14 protein-coding genes are annotated in these 15,644 nt (G+C 61.0%); 11 read left to right on the plus strand and 3 right to left on the minus strand.

Features of this window, described 5'->3' with window-relative positions:
- Positions 1-48 precede the first annotated feature (48 nt).
- From pal to AKV04_RS07325, 6 genes are all read left to right on the plus strand, one after another.
- On the plus strand, positions 49-576 hold the full coding sequence (gene pal, locus AKV04_RS07300) for a peptidoglycan-associated lipoprotein Pal (RefSeq protein WP_054005790.1): 528 nt from the start codon (positions 49-51) through the stop codon (positions 574-576).
- Between the two features lie 67 nt (positions 577-643).
- Positions 644-1,468: a tol-pal system protein YbgF gene (ybgF, locus tag AKV04_RS07305; RefSeq protein ID WP_054005791.1), complete on the plus strand. Its 825-nt coding sequence runs from the start codon at positions 644-646 to the stop codon at positions 1,466-1,468.
- Positions 1,459-2,727 (plus strand): tRNA lysidine(34) synthetase TilS, encoded by a 1,269-nt coding sequence (gene tilS, locus AKV04_RS07310; protein WP_235815558.1) that lies wholly within the window; start codon positions 1,459-1,461, stop codon positions 2,725-2,727. Before ybgF ends, tilS begins: the two co-directional genes overlap by 10 nt.
- Before the next feature lie 84 nt (positions 2,728-2,811).
- Positions 2,812-4,725, plus strand: a complete 1,914-nt coding sequence (ftsH, locus tag AKV04_RS07315; protein ID WP_054005793.1) for an ATP-dependent zinc metalloprotease FtsH — start codon at positions 2,812-2,814, stop codon at positions 4,723-4,725.
- Positions 4,722-5,504, plus strand: coding sequence for a methyltransferase domain-containing protein (locus tag AKV04_RS07320; protein ID WP_054005794.1), 783 nt, complete (start codon positions 4,722-4,724; stop codon positions 5,502-5,504). The genes ftsH and AKV04_RS07320 overlap by 4 nt, the downstream gene beginning before the upstream one ends.
- Position 5,505: 1 nt before the next feature.
- The gene (locus tag AKV04_RS07325; RefSeq protein ID WP_054005795.1) at positions 5,506-6,117 is read left to right on the plus strand and encodes an MOSC domain-containing protein; all 612 of its coding nucleotides are present in this window, start codon (positions 5,506-5,508) and stop codon (positions 6,115-6,117) included.
- An 11-nt stretch (positions 6,118-6,128) separates the two neighbouring features.
- On the opposite strand, the gene AKV04_RS07330 is transcribed toward AKV04_RS07325, so the two are convergent.
- On the minus strand, positions 6,129-7,340 hold the full coding sequence (locus AKV04_RS07330) for a calcium-binding protein (RefSeq protein WP_054005796.1): 1,212 nt from the start codon (positions 7,338-7,340) through the stop codon (positions 6,129-6,131).
- Between the two features lie 324 nt (positions 7,341-7,664).
- Between AKV04_RS07330 and AKV04_RS07335 the strand changes: the two genes are divergently transcribed.
- The 5 genes from AKV04_RS07335 (at position 7,665) to AKV04_RS07355 (ending at position 12,426) form a co-directional block, all read left to right on the plus strand.
- Positions 7,665-9,341, plus strand: a complete 1,677-nt coding sequence (locus AKV04_RS07335) for a formate--tetrahydrofolate ligase (RefSeq protein ID WP_054005797.1) — start codon at positions 7,665-7,667, stop codon at positions 9,339-9,341.
- Between the two features lie 88 nt (positions 9,342-9,429).
- Positions 9,430-9,732, plus strand: a complete 303-nt coding sequence (locus AKV04_RS07340; RefSeq protein WP_054005798.1) for a chorismate mutase — start codon at positions 9,430-9,432, stop codon at positions 9,730-9,732.
- 9 nt (positions 9,733-9,741) lie between these two features.
- Positions 9,742-10,620: a bifunctional 5,10-methylenetetrahydrofolate dehydrogenase/5,10-methenyltetrahydrofolate cyclohydrolase gene (locus tag AKV04_RS07345; RefSeq protein WP_054005799.1), complete on the plus strand. Its 879-nt coding sequence runs from the start codon at positions 9,742-9,744 to the stop codon at positions 10,618-10,620.
- A 9-nt stretch (positions 10,621-10,629) separates the two neighbouring features.
- The gene (gene folD, locus AKV04_RS07350) at positions 10,630-11,520 is read left to right on the plus strand and encodes a bifunctional methylenetetrahydrofolate dehydrogenase/methenyltetrahydrofolate cyclohydrolase FolD (RefSeq protein WP_054005800.1); all 891 of its coding nucleotides are present in this window, start codon (positions 10,630-10,632) and stop codon (positions 11,518-11,520) included.
- Between the two features lie 162 nt (positions 11,521-11,682).
- Positions 11,683-12,426, plus strand: coding sequence for a LytTR family DNA-binding domain-containing protein (locus AKV04_RS07355; protein ID WP_235815559.1), 744 nt, complete (start codon positions 11,683-11,685; stop codon positions 12,424-12,426).
- Between the two features lie 2 nt (positions 12,427-12,428).
- On the opposite strand, the gene pdeM is transcribed toward AKV04_RS07355, so the two are convergent.
- Both pdeM and AKV04_RS07365 read right to left on the minus strand, forming a co-directional pair.
- Positions 12,429-13,070, minus strand: a complete 642-nt coding sequence (gene pdeM, locus AKV04_RS07360; RefSeq protein WP_054005802.1) for a ligase-associated DNA damage response endonuclease PdeM — start codon at positions 13,068-13,070, stop codon at positions 12,429-12,431.
- A 105-nt stretch (positions 13,071-13,175) separates the two neighbouring features.
- Complete coding sequence (locus AKV04_RS07365) at positions 13,176-15,566, minus strand: ligase-associated DNA damage response DEXH box helicase (protein ID WP_054005803.1); 2,391 nt, start codon at positions 15,564-15,566, stop codon at positions 13,176-13,178.
- Positions 15,567-15,644 lie beyond the last annotated feature (78 nt).

Here is a 15,644-nt window from a genome sequence, read left to right on the forward strand (position 1 = left end):
GCTGATATAACGGGCGCAATCGAGCCCATAAGAAAAGGATAACCCCTGATGACCCTGCTTCCGAAAGCCCTTCTGATCGTCGCTGCCCTTGGTTTGGCCGCCTGTAACAACCCCGACCGCTATAAAAACGGCGCTGGTGCCGATGGCATGAACAATGGCGCGGGCTCTGGCATCAACACCAATGGTCTGGGTGATCCGAGCAATCCGCGCTCCATCGCCTATTTCAACCAATCGGTGGGCGACCGCGTGCTGTTCCCGGTGGACACCTCGACCCTGACGCCGGAAGCGCGTGGCGTGCTGGCGGGGCAGGCCGCGTGGCTGGCGACGAACGGCGATTACGCGATCATCATCGAAGGCCATGCCGATGAGCAGGGCACCCGCGAGTATAACCTTGCACTCGGCGCGCGTCGGGCGGCTTCGGTGCAGGATTTCCTGATCAGCCAAGGCGTGAAACCCAGCCGGATGCGGACGATTTCCTACGGCAAAGAGCGCCCGATTGAGGTGTGTTCGGAAGAAGCCTGCTATGCCAAGAACCGCCGCGCTGTGACGGTGCTGTCGATGGGAACCGGGGCCTAACTTGACGGTTTAAACTAACAGGGGCTTGCCGCAGGGCGGGCCCCGATCTGAAACGGAGACTGATCTGATGCGTTGGCTGGTTCTGTGTCTTGCTCTGCTTCCCTTACCTGCGCTTGCGCAGGACAAGGCGCAGACCCTTGCTGATCTGAAGGCCGAGTTGGGCCAGTTGTCGGCTCAGTTCAATGGCTTGAAGGCCGAGCTGGTGCAATCGGGGGCGGCCTCGACCGGGGCTGCGGGCGGTGACGCCTTGCAGCGGATGGATGCGATGGAAGCCGAGCTGACACGGGTGACAGCGAAGGCCGAGGAAATTGAGCTCAAGCTGAACCGGGTGATCAGCGATGGCACCAACCGGATTGGCGATATCGAGTTCCGGTTGTGCGAGCAGACCGAGGGCTGCGATCCGTCGAATATCCCGGAGACGCCGGTTTTGGGTGGGAATACGGCAGCGGCAGCTCCGGCGGCGACGGCTCCGGCTGCGACCGCTCCGGCCAGCGATGCGCCGGAATTGGCAATGGGCGAAAAGAACGATTTTGACCGGGCCAAGGGGGTGCTCGGTCAAGGTGACTTTCGCGCCGCCGCGGACCTCTTTGCGACCTTTACGCAATCCTATCCTGGCAGCCCATTAAGCGAGGAAGCCAATTTCAACCGCGGCGAGGCTTTGACCAAGCTGGATGATACCGCCAACGCGGCGCGGGCTTATCTGGAGGCGTTTTCCGGCAAGCCGGATGGGCCGTTTGCTGCCGAGTCGCTGCTGAAGCTGGGGCAGGCCTTGGGCGCATTGGGTCAGGTGCCGGATGCTTGCGTGACCTTGGCCGAAGTGGGCAACCGCTTTCCGGGGACGATTCACGCCACCAATGCGCAGGTTTCCATGCAGGGGCTAGGGTGCCAATAGGCGCGCCAGCCTCTGACTTAGAAACGCGCCTGCTGAATGAAGTCGCGCAAAGCTATGCGTGGCGAGACCCTGTGCCGCAGGTGGTGGGGGTGATGGTTTCGGGCGGCGGCGATTCGATGGCGCTGCTGCATTTGATGCACAGGGCAGGGGTCTTGCGCGGCTGGCGAGTGGAAGCGATCACCGTAGATCACGGATTGCGCGCCGAGGCGACGGCAGAGGCCGCGATGGTGGCGCAAGTTTGCGCAGGTCTTGGGATTGCGCATCAGACAAGCGTTTGGGATCATGGCGATATTCCAGGAAACCTGATGGATCAGGCTCGGCGCGCCCGCTATAAGTTGGTGGCCGATTGGGCGCATCAGCGCGGCATTGCCGATGTGGTTTTGGGTCATACCGCTGACGATCAGGCCGAGACATTTTTGATGGGGCTTGCGCGGAAGGCCGGATTGGACGGGCTTTCCGGGATGCGGGTGGCTTGGCCAGAGCATGAGATTGGCTGGTTGCGTCCGCTGTTGTCGGTGACGCGCGCGGAATTGCGCCAGTATTTACGCACGCGGAGTTTAGCTTGGGTGGAAGACCCCAGCAATGACGATGAGGGCTTTGCCCGCGTGAAAGCGCGCCGTGTACTACAGGCGCTGCGTCCTTTGGGAATTACTGCGGCCACGTTGGCGGCGGTCAGTGAAAATCTTGCTATGGCGCGCGGGGCGATTGGCTGGCAACTCGCCAAGACGGCGCAGATGGTCACGCAGACGGCGGCGGAATCATTGAGCTTTTCGCGTGACCAATATCTCGCGCTCCCTATGGAAATTCAACGCCGCCTGTTGATTGCCGCGCTGCGCTGGACGTCGGGCGTCGAATATCCGCCGCGCGAAAGTGGGCTGATGGCGGTGCAATGGGCGATTGCTGCGGGGAAAGACGCGACTCTCGGCGGTGTGCGCTTTAAGGCCCGCGCCGATACGATCCAGATTTTGCGCGAGGCGAAGGCGGTGCAAAGCCTTGCCTGCCCGACCACACAGCTGTGGGATCATCGCTGGCAACTGATCGGCCCACATGCCCCCAATCTAACCATCCGGGCGCTTGGCACCGCAGGTCTGGCCGCCTGCAAAGACTGGCGCAGCCTTGGCCATCCCCGCGATGCGCTGCTGGTGACCCCGGCGATCTGGCAGGGTCAGACGCTTATTGCCGCACCCCTCGCCGGGTTTCCGAACGATTGGTGCGCGAATTGCGGCCCCAGCTTCGCTTCCTTTGTCTTATCGCATTGAACCCGGCGGACTTATCTCTATCTTAAGAACAACCGCCGAAACTGGCCCCGTTCGGGCCTCCCGGCCAATCATACGGAGAAGTTCGTGGGTAACGCACGAAACATTGCATTCTGGGTCGTCCTCTTTCTGCTGATCCTTGCGCTATTTCAAATGTTCAACACCGGGGCGGGCACGTCGGGGTCGTCCAACGTGCCTTATTCTGAATTTATTCAGCGGGTTGACGCGGGTGAGGTTGCCTCGGCAACGCTGGATGGTGAAAGCGTGATCGTCAAAGGCAAGGATGGCAGCTCTTACGCCACCATCGCGCCGAATGACCCGATGCTGACCGATCGGCTGCTGGCCAAGGGCGTGGAAGTGCGCGCGAAAAGCCAACAGCAGTCGGGAATCCTGTCGCTGATGTCGGTCTGGTTGCCGTTCATCGTGCTGATCGGGGTGTGGATTTTCTTCATGAACCGGATGCAGGGCGGCGGCAAAGGCGGGGCGATGGGCTTTGGCAAATCGCGCGCCAAGCTGCTGACCGAAAAGCAAGGCCGGGTGACGTTTGACGACGTGGCGGGCATTGATGAGGCCAAGGAAGAGTTGGAAGAGATCGTTGAATTCCTGCGCAATCCGCAGAAATTCTCGCGGCTTGGCGGCAAAATTCCGAAGGGCGCACTGCTGGTCGGCCCTCCGGGCACCGGTAAGACCCTGCTGGCGCGGGCGATTGCGGGCGAGGCCGGTGTGCCGTTCTTTAGTATCTCGGGTTCGGATTTTGTTGAGATGTTTGTGGGTGTGGGTGCAAGCCGTGTCCGCGATATGTTTGAACAGGCAAAGAAAAACGCGCCCTGCATCGTGTTTATCGACGAGATCGACGCCGTGGGCCGCGCGCGTGGCGTCGGCGTCGGCGGCGGTAATGATGAACGCGAGCAGACTCTGAACCAACTGCTGGTGGAGATGGATGGCTTTGACGCCAATGAAGGCGTGATCATTGTGGCTGCGACCAACCGTAAGGATGTTTTGGATCCGGCTTTGCTGCGTCCGGGCCGGTTTGACCGCACCATCCATGTGCCGAACCCTGATATCAAAGGTCGCGAGAAAATCCTGTCGGTGCATGCCCGCAAAGTGCCCTCGGGCCCGGATGTGGACCTGCGGGTGATTGCACGCGGCACGCCGGGATTCTCGGGTGCTGATCTGGCGAACTTGGTGAACGAGGCGGCTCTATTGGCCGCCCGCGTTGGCCGTCGCTTTGTCACCATGTCGGACTTTGAATCTGCCAAAGACAAGGTGATGATGGGGGCCGAGCGCCGCTCGATGGTGCTGACCGATGAGCAGAAAGAGCATACAGCTTACCATGAGGCCGGCCACGCGATTGTTGGCATGGCTTTGCCGAAATGCGATCCGGTTTACAAAGCCACGATCATCCCGCGCGGTGGCGCTTTGGGCATGGTGGTGTCTTTGCCCGAGATTGATCGGCTGAACTGGCACAAGGATGAGTGCAAGCAGAAGATCGCCATGACGATGGCCGGGAAAGCCGCTGAGATTATGAAATGGGGCGAAGATACCGTCTCAAACGGGCCGTCGGGCGACATTCAGCAAGCCTCGGGCCTTGCCCGCGCGATGGTGATGCGCTGGGGAATGTCGGATGCGGTTGGCAATATCGACTATGCCGAAGCACATGAAGGCTATCAGGGCAAAACCGCCGGGCTTTCGGTGTCGGCTGAGACGAAAATGCTGATCGAACATGAGGTTAAGGGCCTGATTGATGAGGGCTACGAGACCGCGCGCCGCATCCTGATCGAACAGGCCGAAGGCTTTGAGCGGTTGGCGAAGGGGCTGCTGGAATATGAAACCCTGACCGGCGAAGAGATTCGCAAAGTGGTCGCGGGCGATACACCGAGTGCTGTCGATGACGGTATGGGCGATGGGCCAAGCGGCGGCTCGGGGGTGATTGCGATCCCGAAAACCCGGGCGCGCAAGCCGAAAGCGGTGCCTCCGGTGGCACCGGAGCCCTCTGCGTGAGCGCAGACGACAAAGACTGGAGCCCCGAAACCTACGCAAGGTTTCGGGGTTTGCGTTTGCGCCCTGCACTGGATTTGCTGGCGCAGGTGGGGGAATTGCCTAAGGGTGAGGTGGTTGACCTTGGCTGCGGCGATGGCGCGGTGGCCGAGGCTTTGGCTGTGCGGCTTCCGGGGCGCGTGTTGCGGGGCGTGGATAGCTCGCAGGCGATGTTGGCACAGGCTCGGGGCTTGGGGATTTATACCAGCCTTGAGGCGGTTGATATCGCGGGCTGGCGGCCTGAAACACCGCCCGCGCTGATTTATTCAAATGCGGTGCTGCAATGGCTGCCAGATCACGCCAGCCTGATGCCTCGTCTTGCGGGCTATTTGGCGCCCGGTGGTGTGCTGGCGGTGCAGATGCCGCGACAGTTCAAAGCCGCCTCGCATCGGTTTCTGCGCGACATTGCGGGGTCGATGTTCCCCGACCGCTTTGATTTCTCGAAAGAAACCTCGCCCTGCGCCAAGGCTGAGGAGTATCACGCGCTGCTCTCGCCCTTGGGCGCGGTAGAGGCTTGGGAAACCGAATATATCCAACGGCTTGATCCGACTGCTGCGATGCATCCGGTGCGCGCTTTCACTCAAGCCACCGCGATGCGACCGATTGCCGACAAGCTGTCGGTGACGGAGTTGGCCACCTTCTGTGCCGCCTATGAAGCCAGCCTTTCGGCCGCCTATCCGCTGCAAAAGGATGGCGCGGTGCTGTTCCCGTTCAAGCGGGTGTTCTTCACGCTAAAGATCTGAGATGCCCGCACTTATCCCCACCGAATTTTACGGCACCATCACTTGGCTGGGCCGCGTGGCGGACCGCGATGCGGCGCTGGAAAGTGCCGCGCTGACCGAGATTTTCGCAGGCTTCGATGGCCCCGAGGGTGAGGCGCATGGCGGGATCAACCGCCCTGCCTGTAGCCGCGTCGCAGCCCTTTACAAACGCAACCACACCATCCGCAACACACGGCAATTCGCGGTGATGGCGGCAGAGGATTTGGCGCAGATCGCGGCGAAGATGGGCCTCGACAGTCTTGACCCCGCGCTGCTCGGCACCAGCCTTGTGATTTCAGGTATCCCGGATTTCAGCCATCTGCCGCCCTCCAGCCGCTTGCAGGCCGAAGGCGGGGCGACGCTTGTGGTCGATATGGAAAACCGCCCCTGCACTTTGCCCGCCCGCCCGATTGAGAGCAATCACTCCGGATATGGCAAACATTTCAAGCCCGCCGCGCAAGGTCTGCGTGGCATCACTGCTTGGGTTGAAGCCGAGGGCATGTTGCGGATTGGCGCGAAAATCCGGCTGTTCGTGCCTGATCAACCGGCGTGGAGCCAGCTTGACCGCGTCAGAAGCGGTCATAGCCTGATCTGAGGCTGCACACGCTACAGCATGAAGTCGGTATCGACCAACACGCTGACATTCTTCACCAGTATCGCGAAATCCGCTGTCAGATCGCCGTTCAGATCGCCACTGACGATCACATCATTGCCCGATGTGGTGTAATGGAGCAAGCCTTGACGATGATCGAACGGATCGGTGCCGATAAAAGTAAATGCTTGATCTGTGCCGCCCGGGATGGCGTCTATATCCAGCAGGTCGATGCGGTCAGCCTCGGCACGATGAAAATCGCTAATGGTATCGCGCCCAGCGACAGCCACCGTCGAACTTGACGTTTTTTCAAACACAAACCGATCCGATCCAACCCCGCCATAGAGCCGGTCTGCGCCCGCGCCGCCCACCAGTGCATCATTGCCATCGTCGCCGTACAAGAGATCATTGCCCAACTCGCCGAGTAACGTGTCCCTGCCTGCGCCGCCGTGGCCATCATCTGCGCCGCCACCAAGGATCAAGCCATCATTACCCAAGCCACCGTAAAAGCTGTTGGCATTGCCGCCAAAGGCGACCGTGGTCTTGATAGTGTCTGTCAGACGGTCATCAAAGCTGGAGCCTATGATGTCACTGAAGCCGCCGATGACATCCCCCTGAGCATCGCCACCAATGCCGGTGGTGGTGGTGCCAAAGGTCAAGGCCACAACGACACGCGCCGATGATCCCGCATAAGACAGCGTGTCGTTGCCATCCGCGCCGCCAAACATCACGTCCGCGCCTGCGCCGCCGATGATCAGATCGCGGCCGCCGCCGCCGTTGAGGCTGTCGGCCCCGGTGCCGCCATACAGCCGATCATTGCCGAGATCGCCGTTGACCGTATCATCCCCCGCGCCGCCATAGATGCTGTCGTTGCCGTCAAAACCCGAAATCGTATCATTGCCGCCCGGTCCGGTGGCAGCCGCGTCGCCGTAAAGAATGTTCGCAACCTCGTTGCCTTGGATAAAATCGGCGCTGATCGCGCCGCGCACGTTCTCGATCAGCCCATTGACCACCAAGCGGTGGCTGTCGGTGGCCGAGGTGTCAAACCGCGCCGAGGCTTGGGTTGAGATGCCGTCCACCGCCCACCAGCTGAGCCGAACGTCCGTTGCCAAAGCGTAGCTGCCACCCACCACCAGCCAATCCAGCCCGACGTTGTTGGGGTCGTTCACGGTCACCGTTGCGGTGGTTGGTGCCAAAATGTCGGCGTTATAGATGTCGTTGCTCATATGCATGTTCCTGTGAAAAGTGTGTTTAAGTCGGGCGAGAAAGCCAATTTCAAGTCTTTGGGTGCTAAATTGATCTCAGGTTAGGCCAGGTTTTGACTTGGCTCAAGCCTGCAAAGCCGCGTTCAGATGACAACTGCTGTCATGCGCCGTTATGGAATATGTGTTCCAAGCGTAGAATTTTTCCTCCACCCGCCCCGCACTTTCCGATCGGAAACATCGGCTGGCGATTTTGCATGGGAAGAAGTCGGAAAAGCGCGTTTGAATCGTCATTTTCTCCGGTATCACGTCGCCAACGGGACAGTCCGTGCCCCTTGGGAGAATGAAATGGCCTTCAAAACCGACATCGAGATTGCACGCGAAGCCAAGAAAAAGCCGATCATGGAGATTGGCGCGAAGCTGGGCATCCCGGCTGAGCATCTGCTGCCCTACGGCCATGACAAAGCCAAGGTGAGCCAAGAGTTCATCAAATCTTTGGCCGGCCGCCCAGACGGCAAGCTGATCCTTGTCACCGCGATCAACCCGACGCCCGCTGGCGAAGGCAAGACCACCACCACCGTGGGTCTGGGCGATGGCCTGAACCGCATCGGCAAAAAGGCCGTGGTCTGTATTCGCGAGGCGTCCTTGGGCCCGAACTTCGGCATGAAGGGCGGCGCTGCGGGCGGCGGCTACAGCCAAGTCGTGCCGATGGAAGAAATGAACCTGCATTTCACCGGCGACTTCCACGCGATCACCAGCGCCCACAACCTGCTGTCGGCGATGATCGACAACCACATCTACTGGGGCAACAGCCTTGAGATCGACGCCCGCCGCATCGTCTGGCGTCGCGTGATGGACATGAACGACCGCGCGTTGCGTGATATTGTGGTCAACTTGGGCGGCGTGTCGAACGGCTTCCCGCGTCAGACTGGCTTTGATATCACCGTGGCTTCGGAAGTCATGGCGATCTTGTGCCTGTCGAACGATCTGGAAGATCTGGAAAAGCGTTTGGGCGATATCGTCGTGGCCTACACCCGCGCCAAAACCCCGATCTATTGCCGCGACATCAAGGCGGACGGCGCTATGACCGTTCTGCTGAAAGACGCGATGCAGCCGAACATCGTGCAGACGCTGGAAAACAACCCCGCCTTCGTGCATGGCGGCCCGTTTGCCAACATCGCCCACGGCTGTAACTCGGTGATCGCCACCAAGACCGCGCTGAAGCTGGGCGAATATGTGGTGACCGAAGCTGGTTTCGGTGCTGACTTGGGCGCTGAGAAATTCTTCGACATCAAATGTCGCAAAGCGGGCCTGAAGCCTTCTGCGGCTGTCATCGTCGCCACCGTGCGCGCGATGAAGATGAACGGCGGCGTGGCCAAGGCTGACTTGGGTGCGGAAAATGTTGAAGCGGTGAAAAAAGGCTGCCCGAATTTGGGCCGTCACATCGGCAACGTCAAAGGCTTTGGCGTGCCGGTTGTGGTTGCGATCAACCACTTCTTCAGCGACACCGATGCCGAGATTGCAGCCGTGAAAGCCTATGTGGCCGAGCAGGGCGCAGAGGCGATCCTGTGCAAACACTGGGCCTTGGGGTCGGAAGGCATTGAAGAACTGGCGCATAAGGTCGTTCAAATGGCCGAGTCTGGTGCGGCCAACTTCGCACCGCTGTATCCCGACGAGATGCCTCTGTTCCAAAAGCTGGAAACCATCGCCAAGCGGATCTATCATGCTGACGCTGTGATCGCCGACAAGTCGATCCGTGATCAGTTGCGCGTTTGGGAAGCGGCGGGCTACGGCCATCTGCCGATCTGTGTGGCCAAGACCCAGTACAGCTTCACCACCGATCCGACCGTCCGCGGTGCGCCGACTGGCCATACCGTGCCGGTGCGTGAAGTGCGGCTGTCGGCAGGGGCTGGTTTCATCGTCGCGATCTGCGGTGAGATCATGACCATGCCGGGTCTGCCGAAAGTGCCGTCGGCTGAAGTGATCCGCCTGAACGCGGATGGCAATGTCGAAGGACTGTTCTAAGCCACGATTGAAACAGGCTGGGGCCATTCGTCGCCTTGCCTTTGGACCGCATCGGAATTAACTCCATGCCAGCCCAAAGGAGAGCGCGATGAAGGCCCCCGCCGATTGCCTAACGATGCAAGATTTGCGTGTGCAGATTGATCTTCTGGATGCGGAAATCGTTGCAAAACTGGCGGCGCGGGCGAGCTATATCGACCGCGCTGCTGTGCTCAAACAAACCGAAATGCTGCCCGCGCGGATCAATGACCGGGTGGAGCAAGTGGTAGATCGGGTGCGGGCAGGGGCAGAGGCCGAAGGTCTGGACCCGGCGCTTGCAGAAGATCTCTGGCGGCGGATCATCGAATGGTCGATCGCCCGCGAGGAACAGGTTCTGGGGCCGGACAGCCCCTGAAAGGGCGGTATGACGGCGACGCTGATTGACGGAAAAGCCATTGCGGCGCGGATGCGCGGCGAGACTTTGCTCGAAGCGCAGGCTTTGACGGACGCGGGCTGGACGCCGAAGCTGGTGTCGATCTCGGTCGGTGATGTGGCTGCTGCGGAATTGTATGTGCGCAACCAGCAGCGCCAAGCGCAGGATGCGGGCGTTGGGTTTGAGGCGCGGAATTATCCGGAAAGCATTAGTTTAGAGCAACTTACCGGGGTTTTGGCCGGCCTGAACGCTGATCCTCGGGTGAACGGCATCATCATTCAGCGGCCCTTGCCTGCGCATATCCCGGTGAAGGCGTTGCAAAAGGCGGTGCATCCGTTGAAAGATGTTGAGGGGATGCACCCGGCCTCGATTGGCAATATCGTCTACAACGATCTGGCGCTTGGCCCCTGCACGGCGGTTGCCGCCGTGGAAATCCTGAAAACCCTGCCGTTGAAGCTGGAAGGCCTTGATGTCTGCGTTATCGGCCACTCTGAAATCGTCGGCAAACCGATTGCCTTTCTGATGATGGGTCTGGGGGCAACCGTGACCGTCTGCCACCACATGACCCGTCAGGTTGCCGTGCATAGCCGCGCGGCGGATGCGGTGTTCGTCGCGGTGGGCAAGCCGGGGCTTGTCACCGGAGCGATGCTGAAGCCCGGCTCGGCTTTGATCGACATTGGCATCAACCGCGTCGATGGCAAAACTGTCGGGGATGCGGATTTTGAAAGCTGCTCGAAGGTCGCTGGCTGGATCACCCCGGTTCCCGGCGGTGTTGGCCCGGTGACCGTCGCCACATTGATGAAAAACGCCGTTCTGGCGACCCGGATGCAAATGGACCATTATCGCAGCGCCTTCGCGGCTGCGAGCTAGGAGAATAACATGACCGCTACAGTGATTGACGGCAAAGTTTTCGCGGCCAAAGTGCGCGCGCAGGTGCAGGCGCATGTCGCCAAATTGCGCGAAAGCCATGGCATCCAGCCGGGCCTCGCGGTGGTTCTGGTCGGTGAAGACCCGGCGTCTCAGGTTTACGTGCGCAACAAACACGCCTCGACCATCGAAGTCGGCATGGCATCTTTCGAACATCGCTTGCCTGCGGACACCTCTGAGGCCGATCTGCTGGCCTTGGTCAACAGCCTGAACGCCGATCCGAAAGTTCATGCCATTCTCGTGCAGTTGCCGCTGCCTGCTCATCTGAATTCTGAACTGATCATCAACACCATCGACCCCGCTAAGGATGTCGACGGCTTTCACATTTCCAACGTTGGTCTCCTGGGGACCGGACAAAAGAGCATGGTCCCTTGCACGCCGCTCGGCTGTCTGATGATGCTGCGCGATCATCATGGCAGCTTGGCGGGCCTCAACGCGGTTGTCGTCGGCCGCTCCAACATCGTCGGCAAACCGATGGCACAACTGCTGCTGGGCGACAGCTGCACCGTGACCATTGCGCACAGCCGCACCAAGGATCTCGCCGTCGTCTGCCGGGGCGCCGATATCCTCGTCGCCGCCGTCGGGCGCCCGGAAATGATCACCGGAGATTTCGTCAAACCCGGTGCCACGGTGATCGACGTCGGCATCAACCGCATTGAACGCGATGGCAAAAACAAGCTGGTCGGTGATGTACACTACGAATCAGCCGCGAAAGTGGCGGGCGCGATCACCCCGGTTCCGGGCGGCGTTGGCCCGATGACCATCGCTTGCCTGCTGGCCAATGCCCTGACGGCATGCTGCCGCGCCAATGGCCTGCCCGAACCAGAGGGTTTGACGGCCTGAAACCTGTAAAGCGTTGTTAAAACGCAGCAGTTATCCATTTGGATAATTGAAATGATTGCCACAAGGTTAACCAGTCGCTAAGCACCGCCGAAGTAACCAGTAACGCGCCAGAGGCCCATGTCGGCGTTCGCCCAAAGATTTAAACAGGAAATAAGCTCGGGCGTGTCCATTAGTTTTTGGGCCGTCCTGCTGCTTTTTGTCGCTTTGACGGGCCCGTTTGGCACCTATGCCGCCTATAGTTTTGGCCAGCGTTTGCTGGCGGTCGCCCCCCTACTGGCGGCGATCATGTTGGTGGGCGTGGCGATCCGGGTGCTGGTGTTCAGCACGCTGCCGCCGCGGCGGTTTCGCTGGGCCTCGGCGCTGAATGCGGGCCTTGCCAGCCTGATCATCGCGCCAATGCTGGATCAATTTCTGCACCAGATCCCGCCGACCGACACCGTCAGCTATCCCGGTTTGGGTGAGTTGATGCTGCTGGTGTTTTCGCTGTCATTAGGGCTGTCGTCGTTGCGCCGCACGGTCGCGTTAGACTTTGACCCGCCGCCCGCTGCGCCGGAGCCCGCGCTCGCGCCGGAACCAGAACCCGAAGCGCCGCCTCTGCCCCGGCTGTTGCAACGGTTGGATGTCGTGACCCCCGGCGCTTTGTGGTCGATTTCGGTGCGCGATCACTATGTTGACGTGCAGACCAGTTGTGGCACCACCAGCCTGCTGATGCGGCTCAGCGATGCGATGGTCGAGACGGCTCCGGTTGAGGGTGCGCAAATCCACCGCTCGCATTGGGTGGCGTGGGAGGCGGTGCAGGGGGTAGAGCGCGACGGTGCCAAGCTGTTCGTGGCGCTGGAGGGCGGCAATCGTCTGCCGGTGTCGAAAAACCACCGTGAAAAACTGGTGGCGCGCGGCTTGCTGTAGGGCTAGCGCGGCATCGGCAAGGGCAGGGCGGTTTTGCCAATCGCCACCGCCAAGGCTTGCGGCTGCATCAGCGCGGTCAGGGTAGGATCATGGCTCCACAACCCGCCCGTATAGCTGCCATAGGCGGGCAAGATCACCCGGGCTTGGTCCAGCAGAAAACAGCGCCGCGCCTGTCCCGCCAGCCGCAGCTTTGGGTGGTAATGGCCGGAAATTTCAGGTGTTTGCGTGGTGGCGATATGGCGAAACGCCAGCGGCCCGATCTGCAGTTCCGCCCGGTGACTGCCGCCCAAAGCAAACGGGCCCGCGTCATGGTTGCCCTCAATCCAGACCCAATCGCGCCCCGCCATCAAGCGGGTGAGCCAAAGCTGATCGGCGGGGTCCATCGCTTCGGCGGCGCGCAGATCATCAAAGCTGTCGCCCAAACAGATTACCCCCCGCGCGCCCGTCGCCTCCAGATCATCATCCAACCGTTGCAAGGTGTCGCGGGTCTCGAACGGTGGTAGCAGCGCACCACCCCGCCGCGCGAGGCGTTCCGACTTGCCGAAATGCAGGTCAGAGACGACCAACAGCTGTTCGGCAGGCCAATGCAATGCGCCCGAGGGCAGGGCGTGCAGATCAGCCGAAGACAGGGAAAACCGATACATGGCGAGCAGCTTTGCCCTGTGATGGTCAACTTGACAAGACCTGCCCGCATCCCGTGGCAACGCCGATGAGTGGGGGCTCGATGCCCCCCGAAGCGGCATCTGTTGCTAGGTCAACCCGGCATCCCGCATCAGCTGTGCCGCCGCATCTTCCGCCAAACGCTCGCGACCCTTGCCGTCGACTGGAACCTTGCCCATCTCTAAAAACAGCGGCGCCGCGAGGGGCGAGGGGCGCTCCAGCCGGACATGATCCAACCGGTCGCCAATCCGTTGCAACATCGCCTCCAACCGCCCGAAATCAACCAGCCCGCGCATCGCCGCATCCTTGGTGATCGCCAGCATCAGATGGCCCGCATCATATTTGCGCAGCGTGTCATAGAGGATATCGCTGGAGAACGTCGCTTGCCGCCCGGATTTGCGCCGCCCTTGATGGCTGCGCTCGATCAGCCCAGCGATGATCGCCACATTGCGGAAGGTGCGCTTCATCACCGCATTGCCGCCCAGCCAGCCCTCCAGATCGGCGCGTAAGCTGGCACGGTCAAGCAACGCCGCCGGATCAAGCACCTCTGTCAGCCCCCAGATCATCGTGGCATAATCGGTGGCGACAAAGCCCAAAGGATGCAGCCCCTGATCCTCCATGCGTTTGGTCAAGAGCAGCCCCAAGGTCTGCTGCGCATTGCGCCCCGCGAAACCATAGAGCACCAGATGCTGCCGCGCCTCATAGCCAAAGGTTTCCACCAGCAGCCGCCCCGGCTGCGGCAGCTGCGAGACTTCACGCTGCAAGCTCAACCACTGCGCGGTGTGGGAGGGCAGGTCAGGCCAGTCCCCCTGCTGGAAAATCTGCAAAATCCGCTCGGACAGCTGGGTCGAGGTGGCGAATTTCGTCCCCGAGAACACCGCCACTTTCGGATCACGTCCGGGCTGGCGCGTCACCTCTACCGTCATCTCGCGCAAGCCATCGTAGCGCACCACCTGCCCGCCGATCAGAAAGGTATCGCCGGGGGTCAGGGTGCTGGCAAACGCCTCCTCCACCTCGCCCAAAGGTGTGCCACCCATGCGACCCTTCAGCCGCACCTTCAGGGTCTCGGTGTCGATGATCGTACCCAAATTCTGCCGGATCACCGCTGCTGTGCGCGGATCGCGCAGCGACCATTTGCCGTCGCGGATCATCAGCCGCTGCCATTTGTCATAGGCGCGCAAAGCGTAGCCGCCCGTGGCGACAAAATCCAGACAGCTGTCGAATTCCGCCCGCGTCAGGCCCGCATAGGGCCCCGCCGTGATCACCTCGCCGTAAAGCGCACCCGCGTCAAACGGCGCGGCGCAGGCGGTTGCCAGAATATGCTGGCACAAAACATCCAACGGCCCCGGCCCGCGCGGATCGCCATCGAGCTGATGCGCTTTCACCGCTTGTAGAGCCGCCTGACATTCCACCACTTCAAAGCGATTGGCGGGCACCAGCAGCGCTTTTGATGGCGCGTTGTAACGGTGGTTGGCGCGGCCAATGCGCTGCACCAAACGTTTGACGTTCTTGGGTGCGCCGACCTGAATCACCAGATCAACATCGCCCCAGTCGATGCCCAAATCGAGGCTACCCGTGCAGACAATCGCCCGCAGCCTGCCGTCCACCATCGCCTGCTCCACCCGGTCGCGCTGTTCGCGCGACAGCGAGCCGTGATGGATGCCAATCGGCAAATCCTCGGTATTCAGCAGCCACAAACGGTGAAAGAAAATCTCGGCCTGCGCGCGGGTGTTGTGAAAGATCAGCGTGGTTTTATGCAGCTTCACCTGATCCAAGATCGCCGGAATCGCATAATGCGCACCGTTGCCCGCCCAAGGCGGCGGCTGTTGCGTGATCAGCATTGAAATGTCCGGGTCCGGTCCCGGATCGGCCTGCATCACCTGCGTGCCCGCCCCCAAAAATGCCGCCAGCGCAGGCGGGTCCTCCACCGTCGCCGACAGCCCCACCCGTCGCAGGCCGGGGGCCAGAGTCTCCAACCGCGCCAGCTGCAACATCAACTGATCGCCACGCTTGCTTTCGGCGAGGGCATGGATTTCATCGACAATCACCCGCGACAGCCCGGCGAATATCCGTGGCGCATCCTCGTAACTCAGCAGCAGCGCAAGGCTTTCCGGCGTGGTCAGCAGAATATGCGGTGGATCGGCGCGCTGCCTACGGCGCTGGGTGTAAGTGGTATCCCCGGTGCGATCCTCGATGCGAATCGGTAGACCAACACCTTCGACCGGACGGCGCAAATTCCGTCGAATATCCGCCGTCAGCGCTTTCAGCGGCGAGATATACAGCGTGTGCAGCCCCTTGTGCTTGCCATCCGCCAGTTCTGCCAAACTCGGCAAAAACCCCGCGAGGGTCTTGCCCCCGCCAGTCGGCGCGATCAGCAAAGTCGAAGCATCCCCCGCCCGCTCCAACATCGCCAACTGATGCGGATGCAAGGCCCAGCCTTGGGCGGCAAACCAATCGGCAAGGGCTGCGGGCAATTCCATCCCGCTAACCTAAGCGCAAGCCATGCAAAGAAAACCCCCGCGCAATTTCATCTTGGCCTAAATACTCCCGCCGGAGGC

It is taken from the genome of Cypionkella psychrotolerans (genome assembly GCF_001294535.1).
Lineage (GTDB): Bacteria > Pseudomonadota > Alphaproteobacteria > Rhodobacterales > Rhodobacteraceae > Cypionkella > Cypionkella psychrotolerans.